Source organism: Shewanella algae (assembly GCF_009183365.2).
Taxonomy (GTDB): Bacteria; Pseudomonadota; Gammaproteobacteria; order Enterobacterales; family Shewanellaceae; genus Shewanella; species Shewanella algae.
Window position 1 is genome coordinate 4,622,752 of the sequence record NZ_CP068230.1, and the last position, 16,769, is coordinate 4,639,520.

Below are 16,769 nucleotides of genomic sequence, written 5' to 3' on the forward strand. Positions count from 1 at the left end.
GAGTATCCTGGATGATCCGATGGACACAACTGCTGCAGAGTCTGGTGGCTGACACAAAGCTTGGCCCCCAGTTGCAACTCTGGCGCAGCGATCCACACTCGACACCTCTGGCACTGTTCAGAGGGAGTAAAATTTTCGCAGCCAACCAGGCCGCGCTGGATTACTTCGCCTGTGTCCACCAGGAAATTCTCGATGCCACTCTCTATGACTTTGCCCCCAGACTGCAATTGGGCGGCCAGAGCAGCATAGAGTTGGCGAAAAAACTACTGCAGGCCGCTACGGCTAAGTCCCAGGTGCAGGAGTGGCTGCATCTCAATCGCCACGGCAAAGAACTGCCAACCCGCCTCTACCTGGAACCAGTCAGAATAGACAGTAACAGGATGATCTTGGTGCGTTTCGAAGCCTTGGATCGTCGCCTGGGCCCCAGAGGTGAAGCTCAGGACGTATTTGGCTTGCTGCCCCGCAGCGTATTGGCGGGCATTCTTGAAGAAAGTGCCGAAGCCGTAGTCATCAGTGATACCTCGGGCAAAATCCTCGCAGTCAATCGGGCCCTCTGCCGCCTTTGCGGTTTCAGCCAGGCACAATTGATAGGCCAGCAACTGCAGATCCTCGAAACCGCAAACGACCCCAAACAGAGAGAATGCCGCGCCGCCTTGGCGCAGCGGGACTTCTGGCAGGGCGAGGTCAGCCATACCCGAGTCGATGGCAGTCACTTTCCCGCCTGGCAGAGCAGTCGCAGGTTGCAGACCGAATCCGGTTGTTATCTGGTCACCATCTTCAGCGATATCAGCGAGCGCAAGCAACTGGAGTCTCGCCTGACAGAACAAGCCATGTTCGACATGCTCACCGGACTTCCCAATCGTCGTCATATGAAGCGCAAACTGCGCCAGGCCCTCAGTGCCAGTCGCGAAGCCGTCAACCAAGGAAAACCAACCACAGGTGCCTTAATGTTTCTCGACCTCAACGGCTTCAAACATGTCAACGACAGCTTTGGCCACTCCATGGGTGACAGAATACTGCAATTGGTCGCCGCCAGGCTGGAAGCCGGTTGCATAGAGAGAGCCGACATCGCCCGCATGGGCGGTGATGAATTTACCTTGGTGTTACAGCATTGCCGCGACAGAGAAGATATCTACCGTTTCGCGCAGCAGATATTGGCCCTGTTCGAGACGCCGTTTGAGTTGGAAGGACAGAAATTCTACCTGGGTACCAGTATAGGTATCAGCCTGTTTGGCGACCGGGAGATAGATCCCTCCGAGCTGCTGAGCCAGGCCGACACCGCCATGTACAGTGCCAAACGCAGCGCCAGTCATATCAATTTCTATGACAGCTCCATGAGTGAGGCCGCCGAACATAAACTCAAATTGCTCGGCGATCTGCGTCATGCCTTGGGGCTGGGGCAACTGAGCCTGTTTTACCAACCCATAGTCAGGCTCAAGGATAACCGCATGGCCGGCGCCGAAGCACTGCTGCGCTGGCACAAGAGTCCACACGAACTACTGGAAGCGGCCGATTTCGTGCCTTTGCTGGAAGAAACCGGTCTAATAGTCACTGTCGGCAACTGGGTGTTGGAGCAAGCCTGCCGGCAACTGGCGCTTTGGCGGCAACAGGACAACGACTTTATTATTTCGGTCAACGTGTCGCCGCTGCAACTGGAGCACCTGGACTTTTACCAGCAGGTAAAATCGGCGCTGCAACATCATCAGCTTCCCGCCGAAGCACTGATTTTGGAGATCACAGAATCGGCACTGCTGGGCCATCCACGCCAGGCCAAACAAACCCTCAAACAACTCAGGGAGCTGGGGGTCAGAATCGTCCTCGATGATTTCGGTACCGGGCTGTCATCACTGAGCCGTTTAGGCAGCCTGCCCCTGGATGGGCTGAAAATTGCCGGTGAATTTGCCGAACAGCTGGAGCATCAGAAAGGCAAACGTCTGTGTCAGGCCATAGTGCAGCTGTCACAGGCACTGGAGCTCAAGTTTGTTGCCGAGGGAATAGAAACGGCCGATCAAAATGATATGGTGCGGCAGATGGGTGACGGGCTGGCACAGGGGTTCTTTTTCGGTTATCCCTTGCATCCAGAACAGTTTGCCCTGGCACATTTTCAGCTTTAGTCAGCGGAGTGAACAGGACTGCCGGCAACAGAGTCATTCTGCTACCACTCCCCTGCAAAAGCGGTAAGCCGACAGTCCCACTCCATCATCAGGGATGATGTACGCTAATTAAAACCGGATTAGCTTATAAATGTCGTGATCTACACGAAATTTTCGCTACCGCTTACTCAATACCGCTCCCGCACCTTGGCCGGCATCCGTCGCAGCCGCTGCGCCACCAGCTCAGCCAGTAACCCATGCATAGGCGCCACATCCAGCCCAGGCTCCAACTGAGACAGGGCCGCTGCTGCCGCCTCGAGTGTCGACAGGCTATCGCTGCGGCTGGCCTTGCGAATGCGATACGCTGTCGGCGCCGTCAGTGACAAATGCTTTTGGGGCAAGGCCTGTAACCAAGGGTTAAGTCGATACATTTTCAAGGTCTTACGCCAGGTGCCATCCAGCAGGATAAGCCGTACCGCTTCAGATGATTCAGCCGCCTGTAATAGCTGACTCTCATCAGAGGGATAGAGTAAGAAAGTCGGCATGCTATTCCTTGTCAGTTCGGCTCTCAGCTCGGCAAAGTCCGCCTCGGTTTCGCCCACTACCACTCTGGTGCTCGGCACCGCCAACTGCAATAAACGCACGCTGTTCTTGGCATGTTCCACCTCGGAGGGATGCTGCAATACCAACAGCCGGCTGCGTGGAGATATAGCAGACACGGCCCCGCAAACACAGGCCGTTTGCGGGTAACCACATTGTTCACAGTAAGGGCGCGACATAGGTCTTCTCTATCAGAGATTCAACACTTTTAAGACTGCGGACCTACCACAGCGCCAGCTATGGTAACACAACCCCTGCCAGCAACCGGCATTGCCCCCATGCACCACCCTGGCACTAAAAAAATGCCCGCGGCAGCGGTCAACTGCAACGGGCCAAGGGTGATGCTTAAATCTGTTAAAACTCAGTGATGCGCAAACTGCTGCTCCTGATGCCAGGCATTGAAACGACGCTGGGCCATGATCAGCAGCAGCACCATAGACAGGCTGCCCATCACCAGGGTCACGGCGAATGGCGCACTGAGGTCGGTTTGCTGCACCAGACCGGCCAGTAAAGAGGCGCCGCTCATCTGAATACAACCGAGCAAGGCTGCCGCAGTACCGGCACGCTCTCCGAAGGCCGCCAACGCCATACTGGTTGCCGGACCCAACAGGAAGGCGAATCCGACACACAGCAACATCATGGGCAACATAAAGCTCATGGCGGCAGCCATACCTTGTTGAGGGCCATAGATCTGCAGCACAGGTTGCATCGCGGCAGAAGCCAGCAGCAACCAGAGCGAAAACACAACGGTCGCGCGATTTCCAAGGCGTTTGGTGACCATGGGGGCGGCAAAGCAGGCAATAATGTTCACCAAGGCGTTGAGTCCAAACAGGCCACTGAATGCCAGCTCTGACATACCCAAATGATCAATCAGCCACACAGGTGCGTAGGAAACATAGCTCAATATTGAGGCCATACCGGCCATGCAACAGAAGGCATAAAACAGGAAGTGGCGTTCGGCCAATACAGGCTGATAGCGACCCCAGCGGTACAGCGGCCCACTGCTGACGGTATTCTGCGGCCGGGTTTCTGGAAAACGCATACTCACCAGCAGCAGGATCACCAAGCCGTAAACAGCCATCAGTCCAAAGGTTGAACGCCAACCGAATTGCATCGCCATCACGCCACCAAGCGTTGGCGCCAGTGCGGGGATGACGCAAATCGCGCCGTTGAGATAGCTGTAGATACGGGAACTTTCAGCCGGTGCGTAACAGTCACGCACTGCACTGAAGACGACAATAGAAGTGGAGCAAGCTGCCAACCCCTGCAATACCCTGGCAATCTGTAACCATTCGAACTCCATGGCAACCACAGCCAACAGCGCACTGAGCACATAGAGAGAAATCCCCCCCAATGCCACAGGCCTGCGGCCAAATCTGTCAGCCAAAGGGCCTATGAGGATCTGCCCTACCCCCATGGCGAACAGGAAAAGCACCAAAGTAGACTGGACTTCGCCGGCACTGACGCCATATTCAATCGCCATAGTCGGCAAAGAGGGCAAGTAGATATCGATAGCCAGTGGGCTTAACAGCACCATGGCCATCAGCATAGGCAGGAGGTTTTTTGCCATAGGTTGTCGTTCAATCCTGAGTGAAAACTGAGATGGAGCACATTCTAATGAACTGGTGGTATGAAAAGAAATGATATAATCTCACAACATAATTTCCTCTGAGGAATATCAGGGTGAATCTGGATAATCTGGCCCGTATCGACCTCAACCTGTTGGTCATGTTGCAGGTGCTGCTGGAAGAGCGCAGCGTGACCCGCGCCGCCAATCGGCTGCACCTGAGTCAATCTGCATTGAGCAAGAGCCTCAACCGCCTGCGCGACATGTTGGGCGATCCTTTGTTTCAGCGCACCGCCCACGGCCTCAAGCCGACGGCTCACGCCGAACAGTTAGCGCAACATCTGCCTATCGCCTTACAGAGTCTGCATCAACTGACCCAACCTCCCGTGTTTACCCCGGCCAGCAGCAACCGGCAGTTTTCGCTCACCATGGTAGAAAGCGCCTATGAAACTCTGCTGCCCAGTTTTATCGGTCGCTTGCTCAGCAACGCCCCTAATGTCAGGCTCGACTCCTATGTCTGGACCGAAAAATCCATGCAGGCACTGCAGCAGGGGCAGATAGATTTGGGAATTTCGGGAAGGGATCTGCAGCCCAGCTCCAGCTTTCACTTCAGCCAGTTGCCGGAAGGGATCCTGTATCAAACTCTGTTTCAGGATCATCAAGTGTGTCTGGTGCGCGAAGGGCACCCGGCGCTGCAAGCTCAAAAGAACAAGGTCTGGGATCTGGCTGCCTACCTGGCGCTGCCCCATGTACAGGTGCGTTGTGAGGGTAATGATTGGTGGGCGCTGGACTACTTTCTGGCGGATCTCGGTCATCATCGCCGCCTCAGTGCTACAGTGCCGGACTTCTACGGTGCTGCCAGTATTTGCGCTCACAGTGACTTGGTATTTACCCTGCCCTCCAGTTTTGCACTGCACGCCTGCAAGCTTTACTCGCTGCAGCAATTGCCACTGCCGATAGACTTTATGCCCATGGCTTATGTGTTGCTCTGGCATGAGCGCAATAACGACGACCCCGGCCACCGCTGGATGCGGCAGCTGATAGGTGACAGCATGAGCAGTAAAAAGACCGCCTGAACGGCGGTCTTGAGTTAAACGTGATTAGAGCACGAAGGTCGCGACCTTGGCATTGAGATCGGTCGCACGCACCTTGAGTGCCTTGGCGTGCTCAAGGTCGTCCATGGCGGTGGAGGTGATCTCATCGGTAACGTCCTTGATGGCCGTGGTGTTTTGGGTAATCTCCCCCGTTACCTGAGTCTGCTCTTCCGCCGCCGTGGCTATCTGCCCGGCCATATCGGATATCTGCGCCACAGCAACGGCTATCTCTTCCAGCGCCTTACTGGCCTCTTCGGCATCGCCGACACTGCGGCCTGCCATCTGGCGGCTGTTTTCCATGGAGGCTACCGCCCTGGCAGTGGTTTGCTGCAATGCCTCTATGGTGTCGTGGATTTCGGAAGCCGAATCCTGAGTACGCTGAGACAGAACCCTCACTTCATCGGCCACCACGGCAAAACCGCGCCCTTGTTCACCGGCACGGGCAGCCTCGATGGCGGCGTTCAACGCCAACAGATTGGTCTGTTCGGCCACCCCTTGAATTGCGGTGAGAATACCGCTGATAGCCTGGGCATGACGATTGAGCTCATTGATCACTTCGGTGGTTTGGCCTACTTCCTCGGCCAATGAATGTATTGAGTTTCGGGTCTGCAGTACCAGACTCTTACCCTGCTGAGAGCTGCAGGAAGATTGCTGCGCTGCAGTAGCGGTCAACTCGGCGTTGGCAGCAATCTCCTGGGTGGCACTGGCCATCTCGGTAACTGCGGTAGCCACCATGGTTACTTCCTGCTGCTGCCTTTGCAGCTCAACAACCGAGCTCTGGGTGGTATTCAACCCCCGCTCGGCATCCAGATCCAGTTCGGCCGCCAACTGACGTATATGGCTTATCAGCTGATGCTGGGCCGAGACAAAGCGGTTGAAGTTGTCCGCCAGCTCGGCCACTTCATCATTGCTGTCGACAGTGATCCTTTGGGTCAGATCGCCATTGCCGTCGGCAATCCGTGCCAGCGCCTGGGATACTCGCCCAAGCGGAGCCAACAAGAGTCCGAGAAACCAAGAGATAGCCGCCGTGCTCACCAGCAGCACAAGCGCCGCCAAGCCAACCTGGGTCCAAAGCAATTTGCCGAGCGGTGCTTCAAGCGTTGCCTTATCCAGCAGCAGCAAGAGTTGCCAGTCGGTATCCGGGATGGCCGTTGCCCAAACAAGTTTGTCCCGACCATCGGCATCAAAATACAGGGATTGCAACTGCGCCGTTTTTTGAATGTTGTCCAGAATGCCCGCACCGAGATCATCATCAATTTCGACAACCGGACGCATCGCCTTGCTACCATCCTTATAAGCGATTACGGTACCGTCGTTATGCATCATGATGGCAAAACCCGCCGCCGGGATCGCCATGCTGTTGACCTCGGCCACCAGAGTATCAATTGCCAAGTCGCCACCTATCACCCCTTTGGCGGTCGGCTGCGCCAAAGAGACCACCTGAATACCATAGCCGCTGTCGATATAGGGTTTGGTGATAATGGCCCGGCCTTTGGCCATGGCATCCTGGTACCAGGGACGGCTGCGGGGATCGTAATGACTGTTGTCCACGCTGGGATCGGCATCCTGCATTTTGCCATCACTGCCACCGAAGTAGACAGACTCCAGCTTGCCGGCCGCCCTGGCCTGCTGCAGTGCAGGCACAAAGTCATCACTTATATATTCCTGCAAGGATGAAACCACGTTGGTGCGAATTGCCAACCACTCGGTGACACGCTGTGCCTGCATATCACCAATACGCTTTAACTCTTGCTGGCTGGCTTGCAACAGTTGTGTTTTTTGAGTGCTGTAGCTTTGCCAGGAAAGCAGAGCCACAACCAGAGTCAATGCCAGTACCACACACACCAGCAACTTGTGTTTCAATGAGCGGAGTTTCATCTTCAGCGGGGTCCGATATTTGAGAAAAGGCCGACAACCATCGGAGTAGCGACCTACAGCTTTGTCGAAATGATCGCATATTCTGCTGATTTGACTGAGTGATAGTTCACAATTAGTTGAAAAACAGGTCAAAATTGCAACAAAACTATGGCTTTTGGGTTTTAAACCACAGTTGATGAATAATTATTTATTCGGGGAACTCCTGCCTCTTAACGCTTTCTTAATAAAGTCGTATTAAACATGATGAATAATGAAGCAGATTTAACGTGACCTGAGCCAGGGATGGGGTCACACTTGGACCCAAGCAAAGACCGGAGGAAGAAAGATGTACCGACAATTTGCGCAGAGTCAGCCACTCAATCCCAGAACCTTGGCGGGAGCATTGCTGAGTCTCAGTGCCTTTAGCCTGGCACTCTTGCTTATGCCCCTGGTGTTGATCCTGGCGGCGACAACACTCCTGTGTTTGAGCCTGTTTGGCCGCAGCTATTTGAAACGCCAGTTGGCCAGCATTCACCAGTGCCGCCAAAGAGGCAGACAAAGAGATCTCTACGACCTGGATCCCAACCTGTGCCGGGATTCAGGCTTGAGCCCAAGGGGCCGTATCATAGAGCACGAACCGGACTAATCGGCGAGCAGTTCCTGTGCCCGTTTCAGGGCACGCCGCTCATCTGCCGATTGGCTCAGCTGCAATACATTCTCAACCTGTTGTTGCAGTGACTGCCACAAGGGGCCTATCACCTCCAGTTCACGCTCATCGGCGCGCTCTCGCGCCAGACGCAACCAAGCAACAGCCTCCACTACGTCTATACGTCCAAGGCAACCATCGGTCAAGGCTATCGCCAATTCAATCATGGCGGTCACACTGTGGCCATAGCGGATAACCTGTCTTAAATAACTTTCGGCCTGAGACAGATCCGAGCCAAATGCGGTGTCATCGTTGAGCATATGTTGCGCCCGCGCCAACATGGCATCCAGCTGTCCCTGCTCTGCCGCTTCGGCCAACCATTGTTCACTGGCACCAGGGTCGGCTTCACAGCCTTCGCCACGGGCCAACATCAGGGCAAGGTGGTATTGAGCGTGGGGATCCCCGGCTCTGGCCGCCCGGGTTATGTGTTCAAAGGCTTGTTGCAGCTCGCCGCGTTGATAACAGAGCACCCCGAGATTGGCCATGGCCTCAGATTGTTCGTTGGCGGCAGCAGCACTGAGGAAACGTTCTGCCTCGGTTTCATCTTTAGCCAGCTCACCACGGCCCACCAGATAGAAGTAGCCCAAGAGCGCCATGGCATCGGTCACGCCGGCCTCGGCAGCTTGGCGAATAGCCTGCTGCCCGGTAGCAAGATCAACATCACCACTGTAGCCATGAATAAGGGCCACTCCGTGTTCAAACAACGCCTTGGGTTCAGTTGGCGCCGCCTCGGCAAACCAGTGTGCCGCCTTGGCCAGCATTCGCGCCGAGTCACCCGTGAGCGGTTCGTCGGCCTTATCTTGCAGGGCCTGCTCCTGGCCACGGGCAATCAGGGCCCGATTCTTGAGCGCCATACCCAGCAGATATTGCGCCTCGGCATCATCCTCCATCACGGCCCGATAGCAGAGCTCGCGTCCGGCCTGCAGATCAAAGTCATCGAAGTGGTATTCTGGCGCTTCCCGGCCCTTCAGCCTGGGGTAGGCCAGTTCCATCAGTTTCAACAGATCGCCGATGGCCTTTTTGGCCAGTTGCAGCAGTTGCGTTTCGGTGAGGTGGAACTTTTCCGGATGGGCGCCGCGGTTGCCATCGGCCCTCAGCCTATGCAGCGCCCGGGTGATGCGCACATCGATCAGCCGCTGGCGATTGAGCTGTTCGATACGATCATAAAGGTTGGGGCTGTCAAAACTGAGCTTGGCCGGTGCGGCCAACAGCTCAGTCAATTTGTGGGCAAAGCTGCGAACATGCAGTAGTGCCTGGGTTGGCACGTCCTGCACATAGCGCTTGGCAGTCCGGTATTCCCGGGCCAAGTCTTCCGACACACTGGCTATAAAGGCAACATCATCCAGCACAGTCTGACCTCACAGAGCCGCTTGAGCGGCTAGCAAAGAAGATTCAAGCTCGGCCCTTACGGGCAACGCGATAAAGGCGGAACAAGGCTACATTGACGAATAAACCAATGAAAGCCACAAAGGTATCCACCACCAACTGCAGTGGCATACCACCAGCCTGTCCCAGTTGCGACAGCACACTGCCGATGAGCAGCAGCGGAAAATAGCTCAGCAGTACCAAGATTGTCGTGCCGGTGAGCCCGCTACTGAACTCAAAACTGGCCTTGATGGCCTGCAACGGGCTCATGCGCTCGACCACTACCATAAAGTTAACAAAGGCCAGGCGGGCAAACAGATACAGGCTGATCCCCATCCCCAGGATCCAAATCGGCCCTATGGCCGCCAGGATCATAGTCGGCGCCGCGATCGCCATTCCGGAGAACACTCCGGCCAACATCAGCCCAGGCACAAATGCCAGACTGGATTTCAACACCTGGCCTGTACTGGGCTGCATGCCTTCGGTACGCAGCTCCATAAATAGCGTCAACGCCGCGATAAGCACTGAGAAGATCACCATCAAGGCGATCACTGCCAGCATATGAGGAGTGCCGAACTGCGGATTTTCAGGATCGGCATTTAGCAGCTCGGCACCGAGCCACATTTGAATACCCACCTGCAACAGCAGTAAGGGAACGGTCAGCATCGCCAGCTGAACGATATGATTACGGAAGAAGTTATAAGCTTCGGTCAGGATGGCAGACAGAGACATGCAGCTTTCCCAAAAAGGTTGTAATTAAAGGATCAAGATAGACGCCAAGGATACCCAAATTCACGCGCCAATGCACAAATGAAATACAGCAAAACGACCGCCTGTCACGCAAAAGCCGTGCATCGACGACTGAGATAAGACTAGAATATGGCCCCAGAAGACCTTTTATTTGCACAGGAAAGCAGAAATGAAAGCTTATATCACAGCAGCCGTAATCATGGGCTCACTGTTGGCGGCCCCAGCGCAGGCCGGTTGGTTCGACAAACTCACCAGCAACCCCCAGACACAAGCCGATACGGCCACCAATACCCAGACCGCCACTCAAAACAGTGAGCTGGTTGGCACCGTGATGTCACAGCTGGGTCTGACTCAAACCCAGGCCGAAGGTGGCCTTGGCAGCCTGCTCGGACTGGCCAAGACTTCATTGGGGCAAGAATCTTTCTCTCCCATTGCCGACAGCATTCCCGGTATTGATGGCTTGCTGGCCGCAGCGCCCAAGCTGGATGGCAACTCAGGGATGACGGGCCTTTTGTCAAAAGCCGGCGACCTGGGTAACTCTCTACAGGGCAGCGCCATGGTCTATGATGCCTTTGCCAAACTGGGGATCTCCAAAGAGCTGGCTGCGCCCATGATAGATATAGTCAAAAACTACCTGCAAAGTAGCGGTGGCGAAGGCACAGCCGATCTCCTGGTCAAGGGGCTGGGCTCACTGCTGTAAAGCGGTTCACGCTATCAAAGGGGAACCCGCGGCCACTGATGGCGTCTAAAAAATGTGGCCGCCCGGTTAAAGCGCGCATCGGCAAGGCTGGTTTTCACCCTGCCCAAGCCGCAAACCGCGCGGCCCGACACTCCCAGAGCCAACAGGGTTAGCCCCAACACTGAGCCAACTGACAAGAGAAGCCTATGATCGCCAAACTCAAGCAGTTTTTGAATGCCCATCAGCAGAGTAAATCCCCGCAGGAACAACAGAAACAACTGGAATTGGCAGCCGCCAGCATGTTGTTGGAAGTGGTTTATGCCGATGAGGAGATGTCCGGCACCGAGGCCCAGCTGTTACCCGAACTTCTGGAACAAACGCTGGGTATAGCCGCCGAAGCGGCGGCCGAGCTGATAGTTGAGGCGAAACAAAGCCGTCACGATGCCACCTCACTGTTTGAGTTCACCTCAGCCATCAATGATAGCTTTACCCTTGAGCAGAAGCAGCAGCTGATCCTGGCGATGTGGCGTGTGGCCTATGCCGACGGCGAACTGTGCCGCTACGAAGACCAGATCATTCGCCGCTGTGCCGACCTGCTGTATCTCAAACACTCTGAGCTGATCCAGCTGCGCAACCAGGCCATGACTAGCAACTCAGACTGAACCCGCCTTTTATTGCACGCTTTTATTGCATAGGGATCACCGGCGGCAATTGGCGTTTCTGCCACTGCTGTTGCAGTGTCAACAACACAGCCAGCACACAGAGCAACCCCAGAGCGTAAGCCATAGCGCTGCCGAGTGCAAACGCCAGCAAAACACAAAGCGCGCAGCTTAGCAGTACCAAAGGCAGGTAGCGTTTGCTCAGCAAGCGAATGGCTGCCAGCATGGACAAGAGATAGATCACCACAAATACCCCGTTACTCCACGCAATAAGCTGCTCGAGCTGTTGGCCTGAAATATAGGTCAGCACTATCACCAGCCCCATCACACCCAGCACGGCCGACAAGGCTCTGACCGGTACCTGATAACTGTTACGCTCACGGAACCAGGCCGGCAATATCCCCTCGGTACTGAAGCTCCAAAGCAGCCGCGATACACTGGCGGCATAAACGTTAACCGCCGCCAGACCACTGGCAATACCCAGCACACCTATCACCTGAGCGCCGTATTCGCCGAGCAGGGTATCGAATGCGCCTATCATGGCGACCTTGGTATCCACTTCCACCAGCAATAATAGCAAGGTACAGGCCAAATAAACCGCGCCGACCAAAATCACCCCTATCACCATGGCGGGGATCAAGTCCCGATCCGGGCGCCGAAAATCGTTGGCCAAGTGGGTCATGGCCTCCACACCGAGGAAACTCCAGAAGGCGATGCCTATCGCCAGCATCACGCCGTCATAATCGGGAGTGGAATGAGCAGTCAAAGACACCAATTCACCGGCCTTGGCACCACCGGCGCCGAACATCATTACCACCACGGCCACAATTCCCAGTGTCAGGGCAAATTGCGCCTTGGCAGAAACCTGAATCCCCCTGAGATTGAGTAGCCAGAGCCCGAGCAGAACCAAGAGTTCGCAGCCCACCTGAACCCAGCCGGACACGGGAACCAGCGCATTAACGAATTGGAAAGTCATCAAAATGGCGGCGGGCGCACCGATAGGCACAGCCATCAAAAAGCTCAGGCCTATGGTGCGGCCCAGAGTACGGCCAAAGGCTCGTTCGACAAAATAAGCCGGCCCGGCGGCGTGAGGGAAACGACTGGCCAGACGGGCAAACACCAGGGTCACCGGAATAATGGCCAGGGTCAGCAAAGCCCAGGCCAACAAGGCGCCACTACCGGCTTTGGCGACCGTCATCTGCGGCAAAATAAACACCCCGGTACCCAACAATGTGGTGGCCATTAAGCCGGCGCCCTGCCAGCGTCCTATGGTTCCTGTAACTTGATTCATCTGCTAAATTATCAGTATCTTGAATGGCGCCAGTATAGTCGTTCTCCGGCAGACTTTCTGTCATTCGTTTCCGTCAAATACGGCTTTTAGGCCGACAAAATGACGGCAAATCAGCAAAAAACACTCAAAACGTCAGGTAGCATGGATAAGTTCGATAAAGCAATCATTAATGCGCTTAAAAAAAACGCCCGTCGGAGCATTTCAGATGTGGCTGCCGAAGTGTCGCTGTCCCGCAGCGCTGTCTCGGACAGGATCAAGAAGCTCGAGCAAAACGGTGTAATCCGCGGTTACCAGCTGCTACTCAGCGAATCCCAAAAAGAAGCTGTGAGTGCTTACTTTGAAATTCAGCATAAGTGCCCCCGCTGCAGCGATGTGGTGCATGTGTTTCACGCGATTCCGGAAGTCGTGACCTGTCATGGTATCTCAGGCGACATGGATCTGCTGGTGTTTGTCAAAACCCCATCCATGCGGCGGCTGCATGAGATCCGCGAATATATCGACACACACACCGAGATAGTGAAGATTAAAACCCATGTGGTGATGAGCGAGTGGATTAATAACCAGTGAACTAAAACCAAGAAAAGCCACCCGCGTGCTCAATAGGTGGCGAGTCCCGTGGAGGATCGGGAAATGCGTCAAAGGCGCAATAACAAAGTGGCTTCCTGCCCAATCACTTCCTTGTCAGCAACGTAAAACGCTGCTTCAGGATGCGGCGGTGCTTGTTATTGACTGCAAAGCCGCCGCATTCCTTAACCTCTTATCAGTGGCAGTCTTTGCAACCCGCTGCCGGGTCTTTTTCTTCGTGAGCTGTATGACAGTCAGTACAGCTGAGCACGCCATCATGTTTCTTGTGAGCCTCACCTTCGAGCGACTTCATATCACCGTGACAGGAAGCACATTGCTCGTTTTCAAAGGCATAGTCGGCGGAAGGCGAACCATCTTTATGGCAGGCTTCGCAGCCGGACATTTCCGTGTGGGAATCGGCAATTGGGGCCGCCAGCAGTGAACCGGAGAAACCCAGAGCCATCATCAGAAGCATTTTTTTCAACATCACATTTTCCTTTTTATGGGGGTTAAGCAATCGTCATTTGTCCTGTGTACAGGATGAAGTGGCGCAGCAAAATGACCCCCAACAGACTCAGGGTTGCTGTCGCAGCCACATAAGACCATTTACGCTTGGCCGTGGCGGTCATAAACAGATTCATGGCCAGTGGAATAGAGAGGCCACAACCCAGGATCCCCAGCCAGAATACCCAGCCCCAGAAACCTTCCCCTATGGCATTGAAGGCCGCGACTTTGCTTTGGCCACCGGTGAGTACCAAGCCGGCGAAGAAGGTGAAGATCACCGCAATTTCCACCAGGATCAGAGGGATCTCTATCTTGTGAATAAAGTGCACTTCCTTGCCGTCAGGATTACCCTTGAGCAGCACACCACCAAGCAGAGACGCCGCCGCACCGGAAGACAAACCGGAGATCAGGAACAGCAGAGGCAATACCGGGTTCTTCAGCATGGGGTAACCGGGCAGAGCCGACAGCAGGAAGCCAGTATAAGCCCCCAGTGCCAGGGAGAAGATCAGCAACAGACCTGTCAAACTGGGCTCATGCTTGGCCAAAAAGCCTGTCACTTTAAGCACCACGGGGAAACGTTGCTCACACCAGTCATCTATCGGTTGACGGAATACCATGGCAATCCAGGCAAACATGAACACCATGTAAACCATGAGGATCATCACCCCGATGGACATCACTGAAGTGGGGTTATAGAACACCAGGATCTTCCAGAAATGGAACGGCTTGGTCAGGTCGATAACCAAGATCCCCAAGCCCGCCATCACAGTGAGCGGCGCCACCAAACAAGCTGCCTGGACAAAGCCGGAACGCCAGGCATCCTGCTTCAGACAAAGGTTTTTCAACAGCACGGCAAAGAACATGGCGCCCGCCGAAACCCCGGCGAAGAACAGATAAAACGCAATGGGCCAGTGCCAAACCAAAGTATCAAAATGAAAAGGACTCATAGCTTAATCTCCCCCTGTTTGGCCACAATCTTGAACAGCTTGGGCCGGGTGCCGAGATCGACCTTGGATCTCTGGGTTGGGTTGGCCCGAATCATCTGCACCACTTCTGAACTCGGATCTTTCAGGTTACCGAATACCAAGGCTTTGGTTGGGCAGGCTTCCACACAGGCCGGCTGTTTACCCTGCTTGAGTTGAGTCTCACGGCAGAAGTCGCATTTGTCGGCCGCTTTGGTAACAGGGTTGATAAAGCGCACCTGATAGGGGCAAGCCGCGATACAGTACTGACAACCGACACACTTCCAGGCGTCGACCGTCACTATGCCGGTTTTCTTGTCCTTGAACGCCGCACCTGTTGGGCAGACGTTGACACAAGGCGCATCTTCACAGTGCTGACAAGACTTACGGCTAAAGTGATAAAACTGGTTCGGGTATTCGCCGTAAGGGCCGGTGCGAATAATCTCCAACCGGGAAACCCCTTCAGGTACCTGGTTGACTTCCCGGCAGGCGTCACTACAGGCATTACAACCAATACACTTGGTTTCATCATGGAGCAGGGCATAATTGATGCCCGAGTCATGATCGGCACTGGCAACCGCTTCATTACCACTCAATGGATAGAGAGAGGCACCGGCCATCAGGGCACAGCCCCCTTTTAAAAAACGTCTTCTGGAATTTTCCATTACTCTTACCCCTTAGTTGGCCGTATGACAGTCGCGGCACAACTTACTGTGCTGTTTGCCTGTTGCTCGTTTCATTGGATCGTCCAACGGGTGCAGCTTGTGGCAGGCGGCGCAGCTCAACTTGTCGGCGTGAACATTGTGGGTCCACTCTTTTTCAGCCAATTTCTGCGGCTGGTGACACTTGAGACAGGTGGCATTCTGGGTTGCAGGTGCAATCCCTTCCTGAGGAGTAAATACCCTTAAATCATTGGGCTTTCTTGGATGGTTTCCTTTTTCACCATGACAGGTACTGCAACTCATATTGAGCTGATCCTGGCCATGGTGTCCCTGCATTAAGCCATTACGTTTGTGGCACTTAACACAGGGATCACTGTTGATTTTCAACGCGGTCTCGGCATAGACAACGCCGCTCACTCCCAACAAACAAGTCAAAGAGGCCGCGCCTAATATTGCACGCCATCGAATACTGGACATCTCGGGTCCTCACTTTCAATTGGATCTAACAGGGACTCAAGGGTGGCAGCGCAGCACCGCCACCCGTTATTGCAGCCTAAGCCGTCAACATCTGCTCAAGATGCTGTGCATCCAGGGGATTGGAGCGTTTCATATCGATGAGGCGAACGTTGAGTTTTTCGAGTAGGCTCTTTGAATTGGCACTTTCAGCATCACTGAAATCTGAAATTACCATTTTTATTTCTGAAGAATTCTGATCTATCAATACATAGTCCAGACGTGAGTGACTTGCAGGCGCATGTGGGTCAATATCAACCACTGACTCCAAAGCTACATTGCTGCAAACTTCGTATCGACCATTGGTTAAAGACTTCAGAGATTTAAAAAAGTCTAAACTCTGTTTGTCAAAGAACCGATTCTTGAGCTTTATCGCTTCGGCGTTTTTTTCGTCTGACTTAAAGAACTTGATACATGTCATCACAAATACCACCAGCACGAATGGTACTGCAATAAAAAGCACGAAGTAGATAAAGGCATAACTTAGAATAACTGAAGTATCCATATAACCCTCCAAACATCATTTTTAGTTTTTAATGCGCTTATTGCGCAGTTGAATTATTACTATCTACAGCAATATAAATTTTGATCATCATCAAATAACCATCCGGAGAAAGACTTAAAAAACAAAACATAAGACACTGACTACATTGCTGTTTTCTAGAAAATAAACTGCTAAAAATAAGAAATCGAATTTAGATAAAACGATATTTGAAAATACACTATTTCACTATTTGAAATATGCAGGCGTAATGAGAATCCCTCTCACATACAACCTTTAATTAACCTAAAACCCAGCATTTAGTGATCTAGAATACAGAATCAAAAATAGCTTCGAATAAAATTATTTTTTCTGAAAAAACTGGTTAATATAGATATCGAGGGTACCACTAAAGGAGTATT

At 53.7% G+C, this 16,769-nt stretch carries 17 protein-coding genes; 6 read left to right on the top strand and 11 right to left on the bottom strand.

From position 1 onward, the window contains the following. Positions 1-11: 11 nt before the first annotated feature. Positions 12-2,114, top strand: a complete 2,103-nt coding sequence (locus E1N14_RS20580) for a putative bifunctional diguanylate cyclase/phosphodiesterase (protein WP_025010753.1) — start codon at positions 12-14, stop codon at positions 2,112-2,114. A gap of 167 nt (positions 2,115-2,281) precedes the next feature. Here the strand turns inward: E1N14_RS20580 and E1N14_RS20585 are convergent, their stop codons facing one another. Beyond that, the gene (locus E1N14_RS20585; protein ID WP_025010752.1) at positions 2,282-2,872 is read right to left on the bottom strand and encodes a tRNA-uridine aminocarboxypropyltransferase; all 591 of its coding nucleotides are present in this window, start codon (positions 2,870-2,872) and stop codon (positions 2,282-2,284) included. Positions 2,873-3,054: 182 nt separating this feature from the next. Further along, on the bottom strand, positions 3,055-4,263 hold the full coding sequence (locus E1N14_RS20590; RefSeq protein ID WP_025010751.1) for a multidrug effflux MFS transporter: 1,209 nt from the start codon (positions 4,261-4,263) through the stop codon (positions 3,055-3,057). 113 nt (positions 4,264-4,376) lie between these two features. Here E1N14_RS20590 and E1N14_RS20595 point away from each other — a divergent pair, with 113 nt between their 5' ends. Next, positions 4,377-5,336, top strand: a complete 960-nt coding sequence (locus E1N14_RS20595; RefSeq protein WP_025888907.1) for a LysR family transcriptional regulator — start codon at positions 4,377-4,379, stop codon at positions 5,334-5,336. A gap of 24 nt (positions 5,337-5,360) precedes the next feature. Here E1N14_RS20595 and E1N14_RS20600 read toward each other — a convergent pair whose 3' ends face one another. Further along, positions 5,361-7,232, bottom strand: coding sequence for a methyl-accepting chemotaxis protein (locus E1N14_RS20600; protein ID WP_062793404.1), 1,872 nt, complete (start codon positions 7,230-7,232; stop codon positions 5,361-5,363). A gap of 325 nt (positions 7,233-7,557) precedes the next feature. Here E1N14_RS20600 and E1N14_RS20605 point away from each other — a divergent pair, with 325 nt between their 5' ends. Then, positions 7,558-7,857: a hypothetical protein gene (locus E1N14_RS20605; protein ID WP_025010750.1), complete on the top strand. Its 300-nt coding sequence runs from the start codon at positions 7,558-7,560 to the stop codon at positions 7,855-7,857. Here E1N14_RS20605 and E1N14_RS20610 read toward each other — a convergent pair. Both E1N14_RS20610 and E1N14_RS20615 read right to left on the bottom strand, forming a co-directional pair. Continuing rightward, positions 7,854-9,266, bottom strand: coding sequence for a tetratricopeptide repeat protein (locus E1N14_RS20610; protein ID WP_025010749.1), 1,413 nt, complete (start codon positions 9,264-9,266; stop codon positions 7,854-7,856). The two genes, E1N14_RS20605 and E1N14_RS20610, sit on opposite strands and share 4 nt — an antisense overlap. 43 nt (positions 9,267-9,309) lie before the next feature. Beyond that, positions 9,310-10,014, bottom strand: coding sequence for a hypothetical protein (locus E1N14_RS20615; protein ID WP_025888906.1), 705 nt, complete (start codon positions 10,012-10,014; stop codon positions 9,310-9,312). 187 nt (positions 10,015-10,201) lie between these two features. Here E1N14_RS20615 and E1N14_RS20620 point away from each other — a divergent pair, with 187 nt between their 5' ends. Continuing rightward, on the top strand, positions 10,202-10,732 hold the full coding sequence (locus E1N14_RS20620) for a DUF2780 domain-containing protein (RefSeq protein ID WP_062793405.1): 531 nt from the start codon (positions 10,202-10,204) through the stop codon (positions 10,730-10,732). A gap of 185 nt (positions 10,733-10,917) precedes the next feature. Further along, entirely contained in the window at positions 10,918-11,373 is a 456-nt protein-coding gene (locus E1N14_RS20625; protein WP_025010748.1) for a tellurite resistance TerB family protein, read from the top strand. Positions 11,374-11,395: 22 nt separating this feature from the next. On the opposite strand, the gene yjeH is transcribed toward E1N14_RS20625, so the two are convergent. Continuing rightward, positions 11,396-12,661: an L-methionine/branched-chain amino acid transporter gene (yjeH, locus tag E1N14_RS20630; RefSeq protein ID WP_062793406.1), complete on the bottom strand. Its 1,266-nt coding sequence runs from the start codon at positions 12,659-12,661 to the stop codon at positions 11,396-11,398. Positions 12,662-12,802: 141 nt separating this feature from the next. On the opposite strand from yjeH, the gene E1N14_RS20635 reads away from it, so the two are divergent. Further along, complete coding sequence (locus E1N14_RS20635; protein WP_028780007.1) at positions 12,803-13,228, top strand: Lrp/AsnC family transcriptional regulator; 426 nt, start codon at positions 12,803-12,805, stop codon at positions 13,226-13,228. Between the two features lie 193 nt (positions 13,229-13,421). Here E1N14_RS20635 and E1N14_RS20640 read toward each other — a convergent pair whose 3' ends face one another. The 5 genes from E1N14_RS20640 to E1N14_RS20660 all read right to left on the bottom strand — a co-directional run bounded on the left by E1N14_RS20640 (position 13,422) and on the right by E1N14_RS20660 (position 16,371). Then, positions 13,422-13,712, bottom strand: coding sequence for a cytochrome c3 family protein (locus E1N14_RS20640; RefSeq protein WP_025010747.1), 291 nt, complete (start codon positions 13,710-13,712; stop codon positions 13,422-13,424). A 22-nt stretch (positions 13,713-13,734) separates the two neighbouring features. Next, entirely contained in the window at positions 13,735-14,676 is a 942-nt protein-coding gene (gene nrfD / locus E1N14_RS20645) for a cytochrome c nitrite reductase subunit NrfD (RefSeq protein WP_025010746.1), read from the bottom strand. Further along, positions 14,673-15,356: a 4Fe-4S dicluster domain-containing protein gene (locus tag E1N14_RS20650; protein ID WP_025010745.1), complete on the bottom strand. Its 684-nt coding sequence runs from the start codon at positions 15,354-15,356 to the stop codon at positions 14,673-14,675. Before E1N14_RS20650 ends, nrfD begins: the two co-directional genes overlap by 4 nt. A 12-nt stretch (positions 15,357-15,368) precedes the next feature. After that, positions 15,369-15,830 carry a cytochrome c3 family protein gene (locus E1N14_RS20655; protein ID WP_025010744.1) on the bottom strand — a complete coding sequence of 154 codons (462 nt, stop codon included), beginning with the start codon at positions 15,828-15,830 and terminating at the stop codon, positions 15,369-15,371. Between the two features lie 76 nt (positions 15,831-15,906). After that, positions 15,907-16,371 (bottom strand): hypothetical protein, encoded by a 465-nt coding sequence (locus E1N14_RS20660; RefSeq protein ID WP_025010743.1) that lies wholly within the window; start codon positions 16,369-16,371, stop codon positions 15,907-15,909. Positions 16,372-16,769: the final 398 nt, after the last annotated feature.

Bases quoted from the DNA above. Each gene is read 5' to 3' on its own strand.
- E1N14_RS20580 (WP_025010753.1), top strand. From the start codon at position 12: ATGATCCGATGGACACAACTGCTGCAGAGTCTGGTGGCTGACACAAAG.
- E1N14_RS20585 (WP_025010752.1), bottom strand. From the start codon at position 2,872: ATGTCGCGCCCTTACTGTGAACAATGTGGTTACCCGCAAACGGCCTGT.
- E1N14_RS20590 (WP_025010751.1), bottom strand. From the start codon at position 4,263: ATGGCAAAAAACCTCCTGCCTATGCTGATGGCCATGGTGCTGTTAAGC.
- E1N14_RS20600 (WP_062793404.1), bottom strand. From the start codon at position 7,232: ATGAAACTCCGCTCATTGAAACACAAGTTGCTGGTGTGTGTGGTACTG.
- E1N14_RS20605 (WP_025010750.1), top strand. From the start codon at position 7,558: ATGTACCGACAATTTGCGCAGAGTCAGCCACTCAATCCCAGAACCTTG.
- E1N14_RS20615 (WP_025888906.1), bottom strand. From the start codon at position 10,014: ATGTCTCTGTCTGCCATCCTGACCGAAGCTTATAACTTCTTCCGTAAT.
- E1N14_RS20620 (WP_062793405.1), top strand. From the start codon at position 10,202: ATGAAAGCTTATATCACAGCAGCCGTAATCATGGGCTCACTGTTGGCG.
- E1N14_RS20625 (WP_025010748.1), top strand. From the start codon at position 10,918: ATGATCGCCAAACTCAAGCAGTTTTTGAATGCCCATCAGCAGAGTAAA.
- yjeH (WP_062793406.1), bottom strand. From the start codon at position 12,661: ATGAATCAAGTTACAGGAACCATAGGACGCTGGCAGGGCGCCGGCTTA.
- E1N14_RS20635 (WP_028780007.1), top strand. From the start codon at position 12,803: ATGGATAAGTTCGATAAAGCAATCATTAATGCGCTTAAAAAAAACGCC.
- E1N14_RS20640 (WP_025010747.1), bottom strand. From the start codon at position 13,712: ATGTTGAAAAAAATGCTTCTGATGATGGCTCTGGGTTTCTCCGGTTCA.
- nrfD (WP_025010746.1), bottom strand. From the start codon at position 14,676: ATGAGTCCTTTTCATTTTGATACTTTGGTTTGGCACTGGCCCATTGCG.
- E1N14_RS20650 (WP_025010745.1), bottom strand. From the start codon at position 15,356: ATGGAAAATTCCAGAAGACGTTTTTTAAAAGGGGGCTGTGCCCTGATG.
- E1N14_RS20655 (WP_025010744.1), bottom strand. From the start codon at position 15,830: ATGTCCAGTATTCGATGGCGTGCAATATTAGGCGCGGCCTCTTTGACT.
- E1N14_RS20660 (WP_025010743.1), bottom strand. From the start codon at position 16,371: ATGGATACTTCAGTTATTCTAAGTTATGCCTTTATCTACTTCGTGCTT.